This window comes from Paraburkholderia sp. J8-2 (assembly GCF_905220195.1).
In the GTDB taxonomy this organism is placed as follows: Bacteria; Pseudomonadota; Gammaproteobacteria; order Burkholderiales; family Burkholderiaceae; genus Paraburkholderia.
Window position 1 is genome coordinate 108,101 of the sequence record NZ_CAJMZA010000011.1, and the last position, 18,191, is coordinate 126,291.

The 18,191-nt window shown below is 63.9% G+C and carries 17 protein-coding genes; 3 read left to right on the forward strand and 14 right to left on the reverse strand.

Features of this window, described 5'->3' with window-relative positions:
• Positions 1 to 10: 10 nt before the first annotated feature.
• Both U5A52_RS23485 and U5A52_RS23490 read left to right on the forward strand, forming a co-directional pair.
• Positions 11 to 1,102 carry a glycosyltransferase family protein gene (locus tag U5A52_RS23485; RefSeq protein WP_321936448.1) on the forward strand — a complete coding sequence of 364 codons (1,092 nt, stop codon included), beginning with the start codon at positions 11 to 13 and terminating at the stop codon, positions 1,100 to 1,102.
• Between the two features lie 716 nt (positions 1,103 to 1,818).
• Positions 1,819 to 3,822: an acyltransferase family protein gene (locus U5A52_RS23490; protein WP_321936449.1), complete on the forward strand. Its 2,004-nt coding sequence runs from the start codon at positions 1,819 to 1,821 to the stop codon at positions 3,820 to 3,822.
• A gap of 26 nt (positions 3,823 to 3,848) precedes the next feature.
• Here the strand turns inward: U5A52_RS23490 and ureG are convergent, their stop codons facing one another.
• The 7 genes from ureG to U5A52_RS23525 form a co-directional block, all read right to left on the reverse strand.
• Positions 3,849 to 4,490, reverse strand: a complete 642-nt coding sequence (gene ureG / locus U5A52_RS23495; RefSeq protein WP_321936450.1) for an urease accessory protein UreG — start codon at positions 4,488 to 4,490, stop codon at positions 3,849 to 3,851.
• Positions 4,491 to 4,504: 14 nt separating this feature from the next.
• Positions 4,505 to 5,185, reverse strand: a complete 681-nt coding sequence (locus U5A52_RS23500; RefSeq protein WP_321936451.1) for an urease accessory protein UreF — start codon at positions 5,183 to 5,185, stop codon at positions 4,505 to 4,507.
• Positions 5,172 to 5,825 (reverse strand): urease accessory protein UreE, encoded by a 654-nt coding sequence (gene ureE / locus U5A52_RS23505; protein ID WP_321912809.1) that lies wholly within the window; start codon positions 5,823 to 5,825, stop codon positions 5,172 to 5,174. The genes U5A52_RS23500 and ureE overlap by 14 nt, the downstream gene beginning before the upstream one ends.
• Before the next feature lie 10 nt (positions 5,826 to 5,835).
• Entirely contained in the window at positions 5,836 to 7,554 is a 1,719-nt protein-coding gene (gene ureC, locus U5A52_RS23510; RefSeq protein ID WP_321936452.1) for an urease subunit alpha, read from the reverse strand.
• Between the two features lie 41 nt (positions 7,555 to 7,595).
• Positions 7,596 to 7,901, reverse strand: a complete 306-nt coding sequence (locus U5A52_RS23515) for an urease subunit beta (protein WP_321912806.1) — start codon at positions 7,899 to 7,901, stop codon at positions 7,596 to 7,598.
• Positions 7,902 to 7,918: 17 nt separating this feature from the next.
• Positions 7,919 to 8,221 carry an urease subunit gamma gene (ureA, locus tag U5A52_RS23520; RefSeq protein ID WP_017773123.1) on the reverse strand — a complete coding sequence of 101 codons (303 nt, stop codon included), beginning with the start codon at positions 8,219 to 8,221 and terminating at the stop codon, positions 7,919 to 7,921.
• Positions 8,222 to 8,455: 234 nt separating this feature from the next.
• Positions 8,456 to 9,361 carry an urease accessory protein UreD gene (locus U5A52_RS23525; protein WP_321912804.1) on the reverse strand — a complete coding sequence of 302 codons (906 nt, stop codon included), beginning with the start codon at positions 9,359 to 9,361 and terminating at the stop codon, positions 8,456 to 8,458.
• A gap of 251 nt (positions 9,362 to 9,612) precedes the next feature.
• Here U5A52_RS23525 and U5A52_RS23530 point away from each other — a divergent pair, with 251 nt between their 5' ends.
• Positions 9,613 to 10,680, forward strand: coding sequence for a purine nucleoside permease (locus U5A52_RS23530; RefSeq protein WP_321936453.1), 1,068 nt, complete (start codon positions 9,613 to 9,615; stop codon positions 10,678 to 10,680).
• Positions 10,681 to 10,747: 67 nt separating this feature from the next.
• On the opposite strand, the gene urtE is transcribed toward U5A52_RS23530, so the two are convergent.
• The 7 genes from urtE to U5A52_RS23565 form a co-directional block, all read right to left on the reverse strand.
• Positions 10,748 to 11,443: an urea ABC transporter ATP-binding subunit UrtE gene (urtE, locus tag U5A52_RS23535; RefSeq protein ID WP_321912799.1), complete on the reverse strand. Its 696-nt coding sequence runs from the start codon at positions 11,441 to 11,443 to the stop codon at positions 10,748 to 10,750.
• A 21-nt stretch (positions 11,444 to 11,464) separates the two neighbouring features.
• A complete protein-coding gene (urtD, locus tag U5A52_RS23540; RefSeq protein ID WP_321912797.1) occupies positions 11,465 to 12,346 on the reverse strand; it encodes an urea ABC transporter ATP-binding protein UrtD in 882 nt (293 codons plus the stop codon).
• Positions 12,343 to 13,560: an urea ABC transporter permease subunit UrtC gene (gene urtC / locus U5A52_RS23545; RefSeq protein ID WP_321936454.1), complete on the reverse strand. Its 1,218-nt coding sequence runs from the start codon at positions 13,558 to 13,560 to the stop codon at positions 12,343 to 12,345. The genes urtD and urtC overlap by 4 nt, the downstream gene beginning before the upstream one ends.
• Before the next feature lies 1 nt (position 13,561).
• Entirely contained in the window at positions 13,562 to 15,202 is a 1,641-nt protein-coding gene (gene urtB, locus U5A52_RS23550; protein WP_321912794.1) for an urea ABC transporter permease subunit UrtB, read from the reverse strand.
• Between the two features lie 109 nt (positions 15,203 to 15,311).
• Positions 15,312 to 16,616 carry an urea ABC transporter substrate-binding protein gene (urtA, locus tag U5A52_RS23555; RefSeq protein ID WP_321912792.1) on the reverse strand — a complete coding sequence of 435 codons (1,305 nt, stop codon included), beginning with the start codon at positions 16,614 to 16,616 and terminating at the stop codon, positions 15,312 to 15,314.
• A gap of 455 nt (positions 16,617 to 17,071) precedes the next feature.
• Positions 17,072 to 17,395: a rhodanese-like domain-containing protein gene (locus tag U5A52_RS23560; protein WP_158757209.1), complete on the reverse strand. Its 324-nt coding sequence runs from the start codon at positions 17,393 to 17,395 to the stop codon at positions 17,072 to 17,074.
• 70 nt (positions 17,396 to 17,465) lie between these two features.
• Positions 17,466 to 18,119 carry a protein-L-isoaspartate O-methyltransferase gene (locus U5A52_RS23565; protein ID WP_321912788.1) on the reverse strand — a complete coding sequence of 218 codons (654 nt, stop codon included), beginning with the start codon at positions 18,117 to 18,119 and terminating at the stop codon, positions 17,466 to 17,468.
• Between the last annotated feature and the right edge of the window lie 72 nt (positions 18,120 to 18,191).

Consider the following 18,191-nt stretch of genomic DNA (forward strand, 5'->3'; position numbering starts at 1 on the left):
CGCGTAGCGCATGGGCAAGCCGCTCAACGACAACATGGACGCTGCTGGAAAAGGCCTTATGACGAAGACGATCTCGCGAATCCTCATCGCGCATCCCCGCTTTCCGCCGTTGGCTGACGACTACGTCGACGCTTTCGAGAGGGCAGGGGTGGAGGCAAAGGCCTTCATCATCGAGGATCAGGTCCACTGGGTATCACGCTACGTCTTTCGCAGAATCAACAAGCTCGCCCGTACGCTCCGCCTTGTCCCGAGGGGGACGGATCTGTTCCGCAAGCACCGACTGGGCGAGGCAAACCATCTGGCGACCCGACTCGGCGAAGAAGTGGCCGACTATCAGCCCGATGCCGTGCTTTGCATTCATGGCAAACGCGCCGAAATTTTCCAGCTGCGGGAATCGAAAGCCGTGAAGGCAGGCTGGTGGGTCGAGCAGAACAACAATTGGTCTGACCTGGAAGCGGCCACGCGCGATTTCGACCTCTACTTTGCGTTCGCACCTGCTGTCGTCGACGCGATCCAGTCGCACGGGCGAGAAGCCCGCTACTTGCCGCACGGCGCAAACGTTCGTCAGCATTATCCGATTGCTGGCAGTGCCAGGGAAATCGACCTCGTATTTGTCGGGGCATGGAGTCCGTGGCGCGATCAGGTCATTGCGAGCGCGTTCGAGGTGACCCAGGACATCGCGCTATATGGGCATTCGTGGCTCAAGAAAAGCCGGCTGCCACGCGATATGCTGCGCCGCATCCACAAGGGCGACCTGATACTCGGTGCGCCTCTGAACGCGCTTCACAACAAGGCGCGCGTGGTCCTCAACGCCGACCGCACAGTCAGGCTCGGCCTGAACATGCGGTATTTCGAAGTGCTCGCCAGCCGATCGTGCCTGCTGACGGATAACGCACTCGATCTACACACGTACTTCACAGACAACGAGCATTTGTGCGTCTATCAGGATCTCGAGGACATGCAGCGCAAGCTGCGATGGCTTCTCGACAACGAGGACGAGCGTCTGCGGATCAGTGCGAACGGTTTTCGGGAAGTCACGCAGCACCACACCTGCGACCACCGGGTGCAGACGTTGCTCGCAGCGTTCAGCGCGTTGCGTTGACTGGTTGGGCGTTTGTTAAGACGCTCGCTGCCGTTTATTGCACGAAGCAGGGTACTCATTACCTGAGACGTCGTTCTTGAGGCGTCGTCAGGAATCGTAGGTGCCCCGCTCAATACGACTTCTTTCCTCCAGACTCGCTCGCGCGAACTTCGCGAGTGTGAGACGCGGCTGCGACCAAACCGACAACGATCGCAGTCGCGACGATTCACGTTCACCGTATCTGGTAGGAAAACTAACTATTTAACCGTGATCGTTGAATGAGGGAGAGCATCGCAGTGCCAATGGGAAAGAGCGGGCGGCTGGGACGACTCCACAGAGGCCCCACCGATGCGAACTTCGGGCAGCAGCGCTAAATACGGGGCTTGACCGCGTAGACGATCGCTCCTGCCACCGGAAAAATCACCTTCATTTTCATCGTAGGGCGTTTGTCTGTTATCTGAAAGTTCGCTTTTTGAAAGAGTCAAACGTGCCTGCGTGAAGGGCAATTTATAGACGCATGAAGGGCGATGTATGGGCACATGAAAGGGTCGCGCCTTTGCGTTGCTTGATACGAAACGATGCGTACGCGTGCGCACATACGCTCAATCCTGAGCGCAGGTGTACTGGGTTCACGTGGTTGATTTGCGTTCGAGCCACGTGTGCGTAAGGAACGCGTTGCTCAATATCGGTGTCATTGGTGTTCGACTCGCCGATATGCAGTCATCGAAGGACAGCTCATGTCACCGACGACTACCCCGCAAGTGCTGCCGGTTCCGTCCGCGACGGAGATCGTCGACAGATCGCCGGATCGAGCCGTGATCCGCAGCGCAGCGGCGCATGAATATCGTCCCCACGTCGACGGATTGCGAGCGATCGCAGTGATAGGAGTGATTCTCTTTCATGCGTTTCCAAGCCGAATGGCAGGCGGTTTTATCGGGGTTGATATTTTCTTCGTCATATCCGGATATCTCATTACCACCATCATCCTGTCCAATCTCGAGCGAGAAAAATTTAGCATTGCAGAGTTTTACGGGAAACGAATTCGTCGAATTTTCCCGGCACTGCTTGTTGTGTTGCTCTTCTGTGCGTCTGCTGGTTGGCTTGTGCTCTTGCGTGACGAATACCGGCAACTCGGGAAACACCTTGTCGGTGGGACGTCCTTCGTCCAGAACTTTGTCTTGTGGGGCGAGAGCGGTTACTTCGATAGCGGCCACGAGGCAAAACCCTTGTTGCACCTCTGGAGTCTTGCGGTCGAAGAGCAATACTACATATTCTGGCCCCTGCTTTTGAGTTACGCATGGACGCATCGCTGGCGATTCACGGTCGTGAATGGCGTGATCATTGCAATGTCCTTTGGCATTAGCGTATGGCTTGCCTCGCGGGATCCGGTTGCTGCCTTCTACTCACCGCTTTCCCGCTTCTGGGAACTCATGGTCGGGGGCTCGCTTGCCTATATCGCTTTGCGTCGCCCGGAACTGATCGCCCGGCACGGCAACGTGCTCTGTGCGCTCGGAGCGGGTCTCTTGCTGTCGGGCTTCCTGCTGATCAATCACGAGCGCCCGTTCCCGGGATTTTGGGCATTGCTGCCGACGATGGGCACTTTCCTCGTCATTGCAGCGGGCTCAGGCGCGTGGATCAATCGCACGCTGCTATCGAGCCGACCCTTCGTGACTTGCGGTCTGATTAGCTACCCGCTTTATTTGTGGCATTGGCCATTGTTGTCGTTTGCGCATCTGGTCTGGCCGGATAATGGCCACCTCACGAAGATTGCGGTGGTGTTGGTTTCAGTCTTGCTGGCCTGGCTCACGCACCGTTATGTCGAGAGGACAATTCGCTGGCATCGCTCTGCGAATCGAGTGGCGCTTCTCTTGTCCCTCGGCCTCGCGCTGATGCTGGCTAGCGGCGTGGCGATCAAGAACGCGCTCATCCAACCCCGCATCGACGCTGTCAACCTTGCAACGCGCACGGGTTGGGACTTCCTCGCGTCGCGGACACCCGATGGACAGGTTCGAGACGGCATCTATGCGTTGCACGACGACCGAAAGTCCACAACGCTTTTTCTCGGCGATTCGCATGTCGCTCAGTATGCCGAGCGAATCTACGACGATGAAGCGCGCAACGCTTCGCGAAACGGCGCCATCTTTGCCGTTGCAGCCGCTTGCCCGCCCATTGCGCATGTTTTCAATCACGATTTACCGGCTGATTCGGAATGCTGGTCGGTCCGGCGCGAGGCGCTGGAGCAAGCCGCGAATAGCCGGATTACGACGGTTGTGATCGGCGGGTATTGGAGTTACTACTTCAACACCGCGGCTTACTACGTGGTGAGCGGCCGGAGGGAAGTGAGTCTGGCTACGCCTGAGGGAAGGGCGGCAGCATTCGCCGAGCTTGATCGGGAAATCAGGGAGTTGCAGGCGCAGCACAAGCGGGTCTACGTGTTGCTCGACAATCCGATAGGTGACCCGTTTGACCCACATGTATTCCTGGCGAGAATCGGGCGTTTCGACCCAAGCCAGGCTGAGCAACGGGTAAAAATAGACGGTCTGCAACAGAGCGTTCGCAAGGAACTGATCGCGCTCGCCAAGCGCGATCACGCCTTGATCATCGACCCCGACGCAGACCTGTGTGTGGATGAGGCGTGCATCCGCGTGACGGGAAAATGGTCGGCACTCTATGAGGACAGGTCACACCTGAACCCGGACTGGATCGTAAAGAACGCCGCCTACATCGACCCGTCGCTCTGAGAGACCGGCGGTGTTGCGTTAGCGTTTTATGCGACCAGGAGGCCGTGCTTTTCAATAAACGCGATCACCTGATCGAGTCCGTCGAGCGCCTTCAGGTTGCACATCACGAAGGGCCGCTCGCCGCGCATTTTCTTCGCGTCGGAGGCCATGATGTCGAGATTTGCGCCCACGAGCGGCGCGAGGTCGGTCTTGTTGATGACGAGCAGGTCCGACTTCGTGATGCCGGGGCCGCCCTTGCGCGGGATCTTTTCGCCGCCCGCCACGTCGATCACGTAGATCGTGAGGTCAGAAAGCTCGGGGCTGAAGGTCGCCGCGAGATTGTCGCCGCCCGATTCGATGAAGACGATGTCCGCATCGGGAAAGCGCGTGAGCATCTGGTCGACGGCTTCGAGGTTGATCGACGCGTCTTCGCGGATCGCCGTGTGCGGGCAGCCGCCGGTTTCGACGCCCATGATGCGCTCGGCGGGCAGCGCGCCCGCAACGGTCAGGAGGCGCTGGTCCTCCTTTGTATAGATGTCGTTGGTAATGGCGACGAGGTCGTAGCGTTCGCGCATGGCCTTGCAGAGCATTTCGAGCAAGGTCGTCTTGCCGGAGCCAACGGGGCCGCCCACGCCGACGCGCAGCGGCGGCAGTTTCTTCGTTCGTTTGCTGGATGCGTGCGAATTCATGATTGGTATCAGGTTCAGGAGCGGAAAAGCCGCGAGTATTGCGATTCATGGCGCGCGGAGAGCACGCCGAGTTGCGGCGCAAACGTGTTGAGCGCCTCGGGCGGCGTGGCGAGCGCGCGCGCCACGGCTTTTTCGATTTCGGGCCGCAGCGCGACGATAATGCGCTGCCCCGCAAACTGCCCGAGCGGCACGGCCTTGAGGGCGGCGGCCGTCTGGTTTTCGATCCAACTAAACGCGTAAGCGGCGAGCGTGGCTTCGGGCGCGGCCTCGTGCGCCCACGCCGCGAATGCGAAGGCCGTGGGTTGCGCAATGGGCGTCATCCGCTCCAGCGTGGCGCGCCGCTCTGCGTCGCCCCATTCGAGCTGTGCGCAGAGCTGACGCAGCGACCAGCCCATCTGCGCGGTTTCGCGCCGCAGTTCCGCCGACTCGCGGCTCGCGACGAATTCGTCGTTCGCCACGATGAGCGCGTGCGCGTCATGTGTGCGCCAGCGTTCCATCTGGTGCGCCAAAAAGGGCAGCTCGCCGCAGGCGAGCACGTTCGCGAGGCCACCCGCTATCCAATGCGCGGCGTCGTCGCCGTCCTTGACGAGTTGCGCATCGATTGCGGCTTCGAGGCCCTGCGAGTAGCTGAACGCGCCAATGGGCAGTGCCGGCGAAGCCAGATGCAGCAGGGCAGTGAGTTCAGCGATGTTCATGGCTGTGGTCGTGCGCGTGGCCGTCGCAATGACCGTGATCGTGTCCGCATTCGTGGTCGTGCGCGTGATCATCGCCATGAGCGTGATGGTGCGCGTGACCCTGCGAATGGTCGTGAGAATGCGCGTGTCCGTGATGTTCGTCGTACACGCGTTGCGCAAGAGCGTAGTCGTCGGCGAAGGTTTCGTCGTGGCCGTGGCGGTGGCCGCCGCCGTACGCGCCCGATTCGGGCTGGAACGGCAATTGCACGCGCTCGACTTGCGCGCCGAGGCGCTTGAGCATGTCTTCGAGCACGGGGTCCGCTTCGAGCTTGAGTTCCTCCGCGCCGACTTCCACCGGGGTATGACGATTGCCGAGGTGATACGCAGCGCGCGTGAGCGTGAGGCGATCGGGCGCGCGTACACGCAGCACGCTCTCGGCCGCCGCGATCACGCGCACGAGGCCGCCGTCGTCGGCCACGAGCATGTCGCCGTCGCGCAGCACGGTGCCGCGCGGCATGACCACGCCGACTTCCTCGCCGGTGTCGAGCGTGGCCGCGAAGCGGCTCTTGCAGCGCGCGTCATAAGGCAGCGTGAGCGTGGGCGCGCGCTGCCTGAGCACCGGCGCGAGCTTCGCGTTGAGTCGTTTGTCGATCGTGCGCATGGCTAAAACTTTAGAACAGGAAGTAACGCTGTGCCATCGGCAGCACCGTGGCGGGCTCGCAGGTGAGCAACTGGCCGTCGGCGACGACCTGGTACGTTTCGGGATCGACGCTGATCGTGGGCTGCCAGGCATTGTGAATCATGTCGGCCTTCGTCACGCTGCGGCAGTTGCGGACCGCCACCACGCGCTTTTGCAGACCATAGCGCTCGGGAATGCGCTTGTCGAGCGAGAGCTGCGATACGAAGGTGAGCGACGTTTGCGCGAGCGCCCGCCCGCGCGTGGCGAACATCTCGCGGTAATGCACGGGCTGCGGCGTGGGAATCGAGGCGTTCGGGTCGCCCATCTGCGCGAGCGCGATCATGCCGCCCTTGAGGATGAGCGAAGGCTTGATGCCGAAGAACGCCGGCTCCCAGAACACGAGGTCGGCCCATTTGCCTGGCTCGAGCGACCCTACTTCATGCGCAATGCCATGCGTGAGCGCAGGGTTGATCGTGTACTTCGCCACATAGCGCTTCACGCGGAAGTTGTCGTGGCGCGCGCTGGTGGCACCCCCGTCGCCGGGCAGGGTGCCGCGCTGCACCTTCATCTTGTGCGCGGTCTGCCACGTGCGGATGATGACCTCGCCAACCCGGCCCATTGCCTGGGAATCCGAAGAAAGCATCGACAGTGCGCCGAGATCGTGCAGGATGTCCTCGGCGGCGATGGTCTCGCGGCGGATGCGCGACTCGGCGAACGCAATGTCTTCGGCAATGGACGGGTCGAGGTGATGGCACACCATCAGCATGTCGAGATGCTCGTCGAGCGTGTTGATCGTGTACGGGCGCGTGGGGTTCGTCGAGGAGGGCAGGACGTTCGCTTCTCCGCACACCTTGATGATGTCGGGCGCGTGGCCGCCGCCCGCGCCTTCGGTGTGGTACGTGTGGATCGTGCGGCCCTTGAAGGCGGCCACGGTCGCTTCCACGAAGCCCGACTCGTTGAGCGTGTCGGTGTGAATGGCCACCTGCGTATCCGTTGCGTCCGCAACGCTCAAGCAATTGTCGATGGCGGCGGGCGTCGAGCCCCAGTCCTCGTGCAGCTTGAGGCCAATCGCGCCCGCGGCGATCTGCTCTTCGGCGGGTTTGGGCAAGCTCACGTTGCCCTTGCCGAGAAAGCCGAGGTTGATCGGCCAGCCGTCCGCGGCCTGGAGCATGCGCTCCATATGCCACGGGCCCGGCGTGCAGGTGGTCGCGTTGGTGCCCGTGGCGGGGCCGGTGCCGCCGCCGAGCATGGTCGTCACGCCCGAGGCGAGCGCTTCGTCGATCTGCTGCGGGCTGATGAAGTGAATATGCGTGTCGATGCCGCCCGCGGTGACGATCTGGCCTTCACCGGCGATCACTTCAGTCGAAGCGCCGATGGGAATCGTCACGCCCGGCTGCACGTCGGGGTTGCCCGCCTTGCCGATCTTCCAGATGCGGCCGTCCTTGATGCCGATGTCGGCCTTCACGATGCCCCAGTGATCGATGATCACGGCGTTCGTGACGACGGTGTCCGCAACTTCCGCGTGCGTGCGCTGCGACTGTCCCATGCCGTCGCGGATCACCTTGCCGCCGCCGAACTTCACTTCGTCGCCATAGACGGTGTAGTCGCGCTCGATCTCGATGATGAGTTCGGTATCGGCGAGGCGCACGCGGTCGCCGGTGGTGGGGCCGAACATCTCCGCGTAGGCGCGGCGGCCGATCTTCAATGTCATGTCGGATTCCTGATGAATTCGCCTGAATTCGCTGGCCGCGCTCAGAGCGGGCCCATTACGCGGCCGTTGAAGCCGTACACGGCGCGCTCTCCCGCGAGCGCCACGAGCTCCACGGTGCGCTCCTGTCCTGGCTCGAAGCGCACGGCCGTGCCCGCCGCAATGTTCAGGCGAAAGCCGCGTGCGGCTTCACGGTCGAACGCGAGTGCGTCGTTGACCTCGTAGAAGTGGAAGTGCGAGCCGATCTGCACGGGGCGGTCGCCCGTGTTCGCCACCTTCACGGTGACGGTCTCGCGGCCTGCGTTGAGTTCGATTTCGCCGTCGTCGATCAGCATTTCGCCGGGGATCATGGGTGGCTCCTCCCGGCTCAGGGGATCGGATGGTGAACGGTGACGAGCTTGGTGCCGTCGGGGAAGGTCGCTTCGACCTGAATGTCGGGGATCATCTCGGGCACGCCTTCCATCACGTCGTCGCGCGTGAGCAGCGTGGTGCCGTAGTGCATGACCTCGGCGACGGTCTTGCCGTCGCGGGCCGCTTCCATGAGCGCCGCGCTGATGAACGCGACGGCTTCCGGGTAGTTGAGTTTGAGGCCGCGGGCGCGGCGCCTTTCGGCGAGCAGCGCGGCGGTGAAGATCAGGAGCTTGTCTTTCTCGCGTGGCGTGAGCTTCATCGTTCTGGGTCGGTTGGGGCAAGGCTGTCGGCCCAGCTTACGGGAGCCGGGTTACGCGCAGCTTGCGGCCTCGCGCGCGGCGCGCACGAATCGATGCAAGCTCACAGCAAGGTGTGTGCCAATGAAGGGGGCAGCGTCGATGCACCAATTTTATGGCGGATTTGCACCGTATTGGCGTTGCTGCGCTGCGCTACTGTGCGTGGAAGTGCTAACGAGCACCGCTGCGGTGCGCGCTCAGGTCGTCCACAAGCGCAGCGGCGCGGCCTTCACGCCATGCACGAACGGACGCAGCGCCGTCCAGCACTGCGTGAGCGTGTGCTGCAGCGGTTCCATCGACCGCGCGACCACGCGCACAAGCAGGACGCCCGGCACGATGCAGGTCGCGCCCGATCGCTGCGCGTCGTCGAAGGGCAGGATCGCGGCGAGGTCTTGCGCGAGCGCCTCGTTGCACGCCGGGCCAATCGCCCACAGCACGCCGAACGCGGGGTAGCCCGCGAGCCCTTGCGGTGCGTCGCGCAGCGGGTCGTTGGCGTCGATGAGCGCGCGTTCGAGCCACAGCAGTTGATCGTCACCGTCGCTTTCCGGCGCTGCGCGCGTCACGCGCGTGAGCGCCCGCACCATGCCCGCCGACCAGCGCTCGCCCGCGGCCTGGCGGCCTAGCTGCGTCGCATCCCAGCCAATGGCCGTGGCCCCCGCGCCGAGCGTGAGCGCGAATTCGAGTTCGGCGTGGGCGTGATCGAACACGAGGTTGTTCTGCGGCAGCCAGTCGAGCTTCGCGCCGGCGCCCACGCGCACATTGATGCGCTGGCGCGCCACACGGCCGTTCGACTTGTACCACTTGGTCGCGCCCGGCGTGGTGAGTACAGCGTGAGCGCCATCGCCCACGTTCACGTCGATGTCGAGCCGGTCGCCGCCAGCAATCCCCGCGGGCGGATGCACGATCACCGCGTGGCAGATCGCATCGCCTTCTGGGTAGAGCGGCCGTTGCACGCGCAACGGACCCGCGTGCAGGCGATGGGTGAGCGCGGTGCGCGCGCCCTGGCGCTCGAAGCCGAGTTCGAGTTTCGCGGCCCATTCCTGATGCGCGGTGCTGCGAAACGTGGTGTTGGCGAGTGAGGCGTGATCGACGTGGAGCGTCATGCGTAGTGAAGGGGAAGAGGCGAACAATGGCGTGCAGGATAGCACGCTCGCCCACGCGCGCTGGTCACGCGCGAGGGCACTTGCGCGCCGGAAACGATGGCATTTTTTTCTCCGCCTATACTCACTTTCGCCTGCGCGGCTCACGCCCAGGCCCCACGCTGCACGCCGAAAAACAAGCATGACATCCGTCGACAACACGGCACGCGATTCACTTCTCGCAACCGCAGTTCTTAAACAAGGTGGGGCCTCTTATGCTAAATCGTGCTTTTGGTGCGGTGCTTTCGTCGTTGTTCATGGCCGGCGCAGCCGTTGCGCCGGTCGTCGCGCAAGCCGACGACAGCTTCTCGCAGGACGACGGCGGCTCGCATGGCCGTCCGGTCAAGGTGATGATCATTTCGATGTTCGGACCGGAAGGCCAGGTATGGCTCGATCATCTCGGACCGTGGCAGGACATTACGGTCGCCGGTCTGTCTCCGGACTATCCGGCCGTGCACTGCAATCGCCAGGACGTGTGCGTGATGACGACGGGCATGGGGCACGCGAATGCCGCCGCGTCGATCATGGCGCTGACGTTCTCGCCGCGTTTCGACCTGCGTCGTACGTACTTCATGGTGGCGGGCATCGCCGGTATCGATCCGGGTCAGGGGACCGTCGGTTCCGCTGCGTGGGCGAACTGGCTCGTCGACTTCGGCATTCAGTGGGAGATCGACGGACGCGAAATTCCCCAGGGCTGGAACACCGGCTATCTCGGCATCAACACGACGGGCCCGACGCAAAAGCCGCCGCTCGACTATCGCACGGAAGTGTTCCAGCTCAATCCGGCGCTCTCGAACGCGGCCTTCGCGCTGTCGCGCAGCGTGACGCTGACCGACGACGCGCAGGCGCAAGCCGCCCGCGCCAAATACAGCTATGCGCCCGCGAACCGACCGCCCACCGTCCTCCAGTGCGACACGCTGGCGGGCGATACCTGGTGGTCGGGCACGGACCTCGGCGAGCGCGCGCGGCAATGGACGAAGATCCTGACCGACGGCAAGGGCACCTATTGCACGACGCAGCAGGAAGACAACGCCACGTTCGAGGCGCTCACGCGCGCGGCGACCGTGAAGCGCGTCGACCTGAACCGCGTCGCGGTGCTGCGTGCGGGTTCGGATTTCGACCGGCCGTACGCGGGCCAGACGAGCGCCGACAATTTGCTCAACTACGCATCGCAGGGCGGCTTCACGATCGCGATCGGCAACCTGTACCTCGCGGGCAATCCGCTCGTGCAGGACATCGTCACGCATTGGGGCGAGTGGCGCGACGGCGTACCCAAGCGGTAGCGCGTTCGCGCGTGCCATCCTGTCTGCCTGGCAAAAGACAGGATGGCAGCACAAACCTTGATGTCCCTTATACGGCGATCAACTCCCGCACGCCATCCGCATCCATGTTTGCCCCGGCGCCGCCCGCCACGATTTCGCCTCGGCTCATCACCCAGTAGCGGTCCGCAATGGCCTTGGCGAAGTCGTAGTACTGCTCGACCAGCAGCACCGTCATGTGCATCTCTTCCACGAGCCTGCGCAGCGTGCGGCCGATGTCCTGGATGATCGAAGGCTGAATGCCTTCGGTCGGCTCATCGAGAATGAGCAATTGCGGATCGCTCATCAGCGCGCGGCCGATGGCGAGCTGCTGCTGCTGGCCGCCCGAGAGGTCGCCGCCACGCCGCGCCTTCATGTCCTTGAGCACGGGAAAGAGTTCGTAGATATGCGCGGGCACGGCGGAAGGCATGCGTTTCTTGCTCGCCGCGCCCACCAGCAGATTCTCTTCGACGCTCAAACGCGGAAAGATATCGCGCCCTTGCGGCACGTAAGCGAGGCCCTGCGCCACGCGCGCATGTGTGGGCAGCTTCGTGAGCGCCTCGCCGCGCCAGGCGATCGCGCCGTTTTTCGTCGGCACGACGCCCATGAGGCAGCGCAGCAGCGTGGTCTTGCCCACGCCGTTGCGCCCGAGCAGCACGGTGAGTTCGCCCTCGGGCACCGTCATCGAGACATTGCGCAGGATGTGGCTGCCGCCGTAATACTGATTCAGCGATTCGATAGTTAGCATGGCTGATATTGTCGATGTGGCCTAGCGGCCCAGATACGATTCGATCACCGTCTCGTCGCGCTTGACTTCGTCGAGCGTGCCGTGCGCGAGCACGCTGCCTTCGGCCATCACCGTCACGCGGCCCGTTTCGCCCGCGAGCGCCGCGACGAACTCCATGTCGTGCTCGACCACCATCATCGAGCAGGTGCCGCGCAGGCGGTTGAGCAGCGTGGCGAGTTCCATGGTTTCGTCGTCGGTCATGCCTGCGGCGGGCTCGTCGAGCAGCAGCAGTTGCGGCTTTTGCATGAGCAGCATGCCGATTTCGAGCCGCTGCTTCTGGCCGTGCGAAAGCTCGCCCGCGAGGCGCCGCGCGTCGCTCTCGAGCCGGATCACTTCGAGCGTTTCCTCGATCTTCGCCTGCGCCTCGCGCCCAAGGCGCGCGCGCAGCGTGGCGAACCAGCCCTTGTCGGCTTTCATCGCGAGTTCGAGGTTCTCCCATACGGGATGCTGCTCGAACACCGTGGGCTTCTGGAACTTGCGGCCAATGCCCGTGCGCGCGATGGCGGGCTCGTTCATACGCGTGAGGTCGAGCGTCTGGCCGAGGAACACCTTGCCCGAGTCGGGCGAGGTCTTGCCGGTGATGACATCCATCATCGTGGTCTTGCCCGCGCCGTTCGGGCCGATCACGCAGCGCAGCTCGCCCACGTCGATTACGAGCGACAGCTTGTTGAGCGCCCGAAAGCCGTCGAAGCTCACGGTCACGTCTTCGAGGTAGAGGATCGTGCCGTGCGAGATATCGATCGCGCCGGGCTCGACTACGTGCCCGAGATCCGCCACACCCGAGAGGGCGAGTTCGTCGTGCTTGAGGGCGTCGTCGAACGGGTTGTGGTTGAGCGGGTCGTTGAGCAGGATATGTCCGTTCATGGGCGTTCGCTCCGCGCTGTGATCCGCGCACGGGTCCGGTCAGTGATCCGGTTCCGGATGAGTTCGATGAGACCCATGATGCCGTTGGGCAGCAGCAGGGGCACGAGCACGAACATCAGGCCGAGGAAGAACAGCCAGTACTCGGCGAAATGCGCGGTGAAGAAGCTCTTCGCGCCGTTCACGGCGAAGGCGCCGATGATCGGCCCGATCAACGTGCCGCGTCCGCCCACGGCCACCCAGATCGCCATTTCGATCGAATTGCCGGGCGACATCTCGCTCGGGTTGATGATGCCGACCTGCGGCACGTAAAGCGCGCCCGCAATGCCGCACAGAATGGCCGAGACGGTCCACACGAACAGCTTGTAGCCAAGCGGGCTGTAGCCGAGAAACATGAGGCGGGTTTCGCCGTCGCGCACGGCGGTCACCACGCGCCCGAGCTTCGAGGTGACGATGGCCCGCGCGCCGAGAAACGCGAGTACGAGCACGGCGAACGTCAGCAGGAACAGCACGGTGCGCGTGCCTGGATGCGTGATCGGCATGCCCGCGATGCGCTTGAAGTCGGTGAAGCCGTTGTTGCCGCCGAAGCCCGTTTCGTTGCGGTAGAACAGCAGCATCGCGGCGAACGTCATGGCCTGCGTGATGATCGAGAGGTAGACGCCTTTCACGCGCGAGCGGAACGTGAAGAAGCCGAATACCCACGCGACCACGGCGGGCACGAGCACGACGAGCAGGAGCGCATACCCGAGGTGCTCGGTGCCCTGCCAGTACCACGGCAGCGCGTGCCAGTCGAGAAACACCATGAAGTCGGGCAGGTCGCTGCCGTACTTGCCGTCGTGACCGATTTCGCGCATGAGGTACATGCCGATGGCGTAGCCGCCCAGCGCGAAGAACAGGCCGTGACCGAGGCTCAGAATGCCGCAATAGCCCCACACGAGATCGAGCGCGAGCGCCGCGATCGCGTAGCACATGAGCTTGCCGCCTAGCGTCATGGCATAGGCGGAAAGATGCAGCGCACTCGATTGCGGCAGCACCAGCGCGCAAAGCGGCACGCCCACGCCGATCGCGAGGATCAGCACGATGAGCGCGAGCCATGCGCGCGGCGAGAGCAGGGCGGGGCGCGCGGGCAAGCCGAGGGCGAACGTTTCCGCGTCGCCGCCGGGGCCATGCGATGCGCCCAGCGTGTGACGCGCGGAAGAGGAAGTGACGCTCGTCATGTCATGCCTCCGCGCTGCGGCCCTTGAGGGCGAATAGCCCCTGCGGACGCTTCTGGATGAAGAGCACGATCAGCACCAGCACGGCGATCTTCGCGAGCACGGCGCCCCAAAACGGCTCGATGGCCTTGGAGACGAGCCCGAGACCAAAGCCGCCAATCACGGTGCCCGCGATCTGCCCGACGCCGCCCAGCACCACGGCCATGAACGAATCGATGATGTAGCTCTGGCCCAGATCGGGACCGACGTTGCCGATCTGCGAGAGCGCGCAGCCGCCGAGGCCCGCCACGCCCGCGCCGAACGCGAAGGCCCACGCATCCACGCGCGCGGTGCGCACGCCCACGCACGCGGCCATGCGGCGGTTTTGCGTGACGGCGCGCACAAAGAGGCCAAGGCGCGTCTTCGTGAGCACGGTCCACGCAATGCCCACCACGATCAGCGCGAAAGCGAGGATCGCGAGACGGTTATACGGCAGGATGAGGTTGGGCATGACGGTCACGCCACCGCTCATCCACGAAGGGTTTTCGACCTGCACGTTCTGCGCGCCGAAGATCATGCGCGTGGCCTGAATGAGAATGAGGCTGATCCCGAACGTGGTGAGCAGCGTTTCGAGCGGGCGGCCGTAAAGATGGCGGATCACGAGCCGCTCGATCACGGCGCCGACGAGCGCCGCGGCGACGAACGAAGCGGGAATCGCGAAGAGCGGATACCAGTCGAACGCGCCGGGCGCATAGCGCTGCACGAGCGTTTGCACGACATAGGTTGCGTACGCACCGATCATGAGGAACTCGCCGTGCGCCATGTTGATGACGCCGATGAGCCCGTAGGTGATGGCAAGACCGAGCGCCGCGAGCAGCAGCACGCTGCCGAGCGAGAGGCCCGCGAACAGCGTGCCGAAGATCTCGCTGCGGCGCTGGATCGAATCGAGCGCGTCGATGCCCTGTTGCGCTGCGGCGCGCACGTCGGCATCGGGCTCGTTGTACGCGCCGCTCGCGTTCTTCGCGACGAGCGGGCGCAACAGTTCGTACATGTCGAGGTCGTGCCGCGCCGCGACGAGCTTCGCCGCTTCGAGACGCGTGGCCGTGTTCGGATCGTGCAGCGCCGTCATGGCCCAGAGCGTGTCGAGGCGGCGCTTGAGGGTGGGGTCGGTTTCCTGCGCGCGCGCGGCGTCGATCATCGGCTTCATGGCCGGGTCGGGGTTCTTCAGCAGTTCCGCGATGGCGGCTCGACGCGTCTCCAGGTCTGGCGAGGCGAGTTGCAGGCCCGACACTGCGCCCGCCACCTTCGAGCGCAGGATGTTGTTCAGCGTGATGGGCTGCGCGCTCGACGCGACGTTTGCGGCGACGGGCTTGCCCGTTGCGGCGTCGCGCGCATTCTCGCCATCCTGCACGAGCACTTCGCCGGAATCGGTCGCCGTGACGTTGTCGTCAGCGAGCGCTTTCAGGAGCGCCAGCGAGGCGGCGTCATGCGTGGCGATGAGCTTGTCGATGGCCGCGGATTTCGCGTCGAAGTCGTCGCCGCCAAGCGGCGCGACGTCGGCTGCATCGAGTGCGTGTGCGCCAGTGCATAGCGCCGAAAAGAGCGCAGCCGCGGCGAGCGCGTGGCGCAAGCCCGCGCGCGCGTACCTCGGGAGTGAGAGAGCCATGATGTTTTCTTTTGGTGCGGACCGCGGCAACGGCCAGGCCGTTACGCCGCGTGTCCGTAGACAGAGCACGCAAGCGCACGCCGCGGTGCGGCGCTTGCGAAGGGCAACGTCAGGCTACGCGCGAGCGGCGCAGGAAGGCGGGCAGTGTGGTCGAGGTGACCACGTCAGGCTTGCCTTCGTTGCCGGCGATGAACGGGCTCCACGGTTGCGCGCGGATGGCGGTCTTCGTTTTCCACACCACATTGAACTGACCGTCGCCGCGAATCTCGCCGATCATGACCGGCTTGTGCAGGTGATGGTTGCCGTCCATCGTGAGCGTGAAGCCCGAGGGCGCCGCCACGGTCTGGCCGATCATCGCCACGCGCACCTTGTCGACGTCGGTGCTCTTCGCCTTTTCCACGGCTTGCTTCCACATATGGATGCCCACGAAGGTCGCTTCCATCGGGTCGTTGGTCACGCGCTTGGCTCCGCCGGGCAGGTTGTTCGTCTGCACCCAGGCTTCGAACTGCTCCTTGAACTTCGTGTTGCTCGCGCCCTTCACCGACATGAAGTAATTCCACGCCGCGAGGTGTCCCACGAGCGGCTTCGTGTCGATGCCGCGCAGTTCTTCCTCGCCCACGGAGAACGCGACCACGGGCACGTCGGTCGCCTTGATGCCCTGATTGCCGAGCTCCTTGTAGAACGGCACGTTCGAGTCGCCGTTGATGGTCGAAACGACGGTGGTCTTGCCGCCTTGCGAGAACGTCTTGATGTTCGCGACGATGGTCTGATAGTCGCTATGGCCGAACGGCGTGTAGACCTCCTGAATATCGCTGTCGCTCACGCCCTTCGAGTGCAGGAACGCGCGCAGGATCTTGTTGGTCGTGCGCGGATACACATAGTCCGTACCGAGCAGGAAGAAGCGCTTCGCACCGCCGCCTTGCGCGCTCATCAGGTATTCCACTGCGGGAATGGCCTGCTGGTTGGGCGCGGCGCCCGTATAGAACACGTTGCGCGACATCTCTTCCCCTTCGTACTGCACGGGGTAGTAGAGCAGGCCGTTCAGTTCCTCGAACACCGGCAGCACCGACTTGCGCGACACCGAGGTCCAGCAGCCGAACACGCAGGCCACCTTGTCTTGCGTGAGGAGCTGGCGCGCCTTTTCGGCGAAGAGCGGCCAGTTGGAGGCCGGGTCGACCACCACGGGCTGGATCTGACGCCCCATCACGCCGCCATTCTTGTTGATGTCGGCAATCGTCATCAACGCGGTGTCTTTCAGTGAGGTCTCCGAAATGGCCATCGTGCCCGAGAGCGAATGCAGGATGCCGACCTTGATCGGCCCGCTGCCGGTGTCCGCGTGAGCGAACGGCATGCGCCCCGCTGCCGCGAGTGCGCCCGACATCGTCCCGAGTTTCAACAGACTGCGACGTTTCATTTTTGTGCCTCTTGTCCGTGAGTGAGTCGTGGGCCGTGGCGCGTGGTGGTTTGTCGTCTTGCGCGCCGCCCGGTGTGTGTGGCCTGTCTTGCGCACACCCTTCTGCAAGCGTTGTGCCAGCGCGAGGGGAAAGCACGAGGCTTGCCCCATAAGGCACGCGGCGATGCGAAGCGCATCGGTGCACGTGCGGCGGGCGGGCGATTGTGGTGCAGCGAGATGCATGTTCGGGCGCGCTGCATCGTGTCAGTGCGCGCCTGCATGAAGCGGGCCGACCGGGATCGCCAGGCACGCTGCATCGTTGTGCATGAGCGCAACGCTGGTGCTGCGCGAGGTGGACTGCGATGGAACGGAGGGGGAACTGTGCGGGAACGGAGTGGGAACTGGGCGAGCGGCCCAGAAATGACAAAGGGCGCGGCCTAAGCCGCGCCCTTGCGTCAAAGCTGGCGTGCGCCGGCTTAGTACGTTGGCACCTTGGGGTCGACCTGACGCGACCAGGCGTCGATGCCGCCTTGCAGGTTGAACACCTTCGTATGGCCGCGCGATTCGAGGAACATCGCCACCTGGGCGCTGCGCGCGCCGTGGTGGCAAATGCAGACAATCTGCGCCTCGTCGTCCAGTTCCTCGCTGCGCGCGGGGATCTCGCGCATGGGGATCGACGTGCTGCCGGCGATCTTTGCCGTTTCGATTTCCCACGGCTCGCGCACGTCGAGCAGCACGGGGGCCTCGCGGGTGGTGTCGGCAAGCCATTCGGCGAGGGCGGGGGCGGTCAGATTCTGCATGGAAGACTCGATCGGGTAAAAGGCCGGGCAACCATGAAAGACACCCGGCGATACAACGGGTTGGCTGCGCTCAGAACTTGAAGCGCGGCGGATGCACGGCGTTTTGCAGCGCTTCGACATACGTCTCGAACACGCCCGCAATGCGGAACTGCTTCTCGTCGATGCGCGTGATGATCTGCGCTTCCATGACCGGCGCGCCGCCCACGAAAGCGGCGAGACGCCCGCCCACCTTGAGCTGCTCGAGCAGCTCCTGCGGCACGACCGGCAGGCCGCCGGAGACGCAGATCACGTCGTACGGCGCATTCGCGGCCCAGCCGCGTGCGCCGTCGCCGACCACGACTTCGGCGTTCAGCACGCCGTTCTTGACGAAGTTCGCGCGTGCGAATTCGGCGAGTTCCGTATCGATTTCCACGGTCAGCACCTTCTGCGCGCGGTGCGCGAGCAGCGCCGCCATGTAGCCGGAGCCCGCACCGATTTCCAGCACGCTCTCGTGCTTCTTCACCGCGAGCTCCTGCAGCACGCGCGCTTCGACGCGCGGCGCCAGCATGTGCTGGCCGTTCGGCAGCGGCAGTTCGAGGTCGGCGAACGCGAGGGCGGTATAGGCCTCGGGGACGAAATGCTCACGCTTGACGATCGCGAGCAGGTTCAGCACGTCCTGGTCGAGCACTTCCCAGGTGCGAATCTGCTGTTCGATCATGTTGAAACGCGCTTGTTCGATGTTCATGGTGACTCGGCGTTGTGGTCGGGATCGGTTCGTATCAAAGCCCGGCAAAAAAGGCGTCGGGCAATCGGAGAA

Coding starts and splice junctions, on each gene's coding strand:
- U5A52_RS23485 (WP_321936448.1), top strand. CDS start 11: ATGGGCAAGCCGCTCAACGACAACATGGACGCTGCTGGAAAAGGCCTT.
- U5A52_RS23490 (WP_321936449.1), top strand. CDS start 1,819: ATGTCACCGACGACTACCCCGCAAGTGCTGCCGGTTCCGTCCGCGACG.
- ureG (WP_321936450.1), bottom strand. CDS start 4,490: ATGAATTCGCACGCATCCAGCAAACGAACGAAGAAACTGCCGCCGCTG.
- U5A52_RS23500 (WP_321936451.1), bottom strand. CDS start 5,185: ATGAACATCGCTGAACTCACTGCCCTGCTGCATCTGGCTTCGCCGGCA.
- ureE (WP_321912809.1), bottom strand. CDS start 5,825: ATGCGCACGATCGACAAACGACTCAACGCGAAGCTCGCGCCGGTGCTC.
- ureC (WP_321936452.1), bottom strand. CDS start 7,554: ATGACATTGAAGATCGGCCGCCGCGCCTACGCGGAGATGTTCGGCCCC.
- U5A52_RS23515 (WP_321912806.1), bottom strand. CDS start 7,901: ATGATCCCCGGCGAAATGCTGATCGACGACGGCGAAATCGAACTCAAC.
- ureA (WP_017773123.1), bottom strand. CDS start 8,221: ATGAAGCTCACGCCACGCGAGAAAGACAAGCTCCTGATCTTCACCGCC.
- U5A52_RS23525 (WP_321912804.1), bottom strand. CDS start 9,361: ATGACGCTCCACGTCGATCACGCCTCACTCGCCAACACCACGTTTCGC.
- U5A52_RS23530 (WP_321936453.1), top strand. CDS start 9,613: ATGCTAAATCGTGCTTTTGGTGCGGTGCTTTCGTCGTTGTTCATGGCC.
- urtE (WP_321912799.1), bottom strand. CDS start 11,443: ATGCTAACTATCGAATCGCTGAATCAGTATTACGGCGGCAGCCACATC.
- urtD (WP_321912797.1), bottom strand. CDS start 12,346: ATGAACGGACATATCCTGCTCAACGACCCGCTCAACCACAACCCGTTC.
- urtC (WP_321936454.1), bottom strand. CDS start 13,560: ATGACGAGCGTCACTTCCTCTTCCGCGCGTCACACGCTGGGCGCATCG.
- urtB (WP_321912794.1), bottom strand. CDS start 15,202: ATGGCTCTCTCACTCCCGAGGTACGCGCGCGCGGGCTTGCGCCACGCG.
- urtA (WP_321912792.1), bottom strand. CDS start 16,616: ATGAAACGTCGCAGTCTGTTGAAACTCGGGACGATGTCGGGCGCACTC.
- U5A52_RS23560 (WP_158757209.1), bottom strand. CDS start 17,395: ATGCAGAATCTGACCGCCCCCGCCCTCGCCGAATGGCTTGCCGACACC.
- U5A52_RS23565 (WP_321912788.1), bottom strand. CDS start 18,119: ATGAACATCGAACAAGCGCGTTTCAACATGATCGAACAGCAGATTCGC.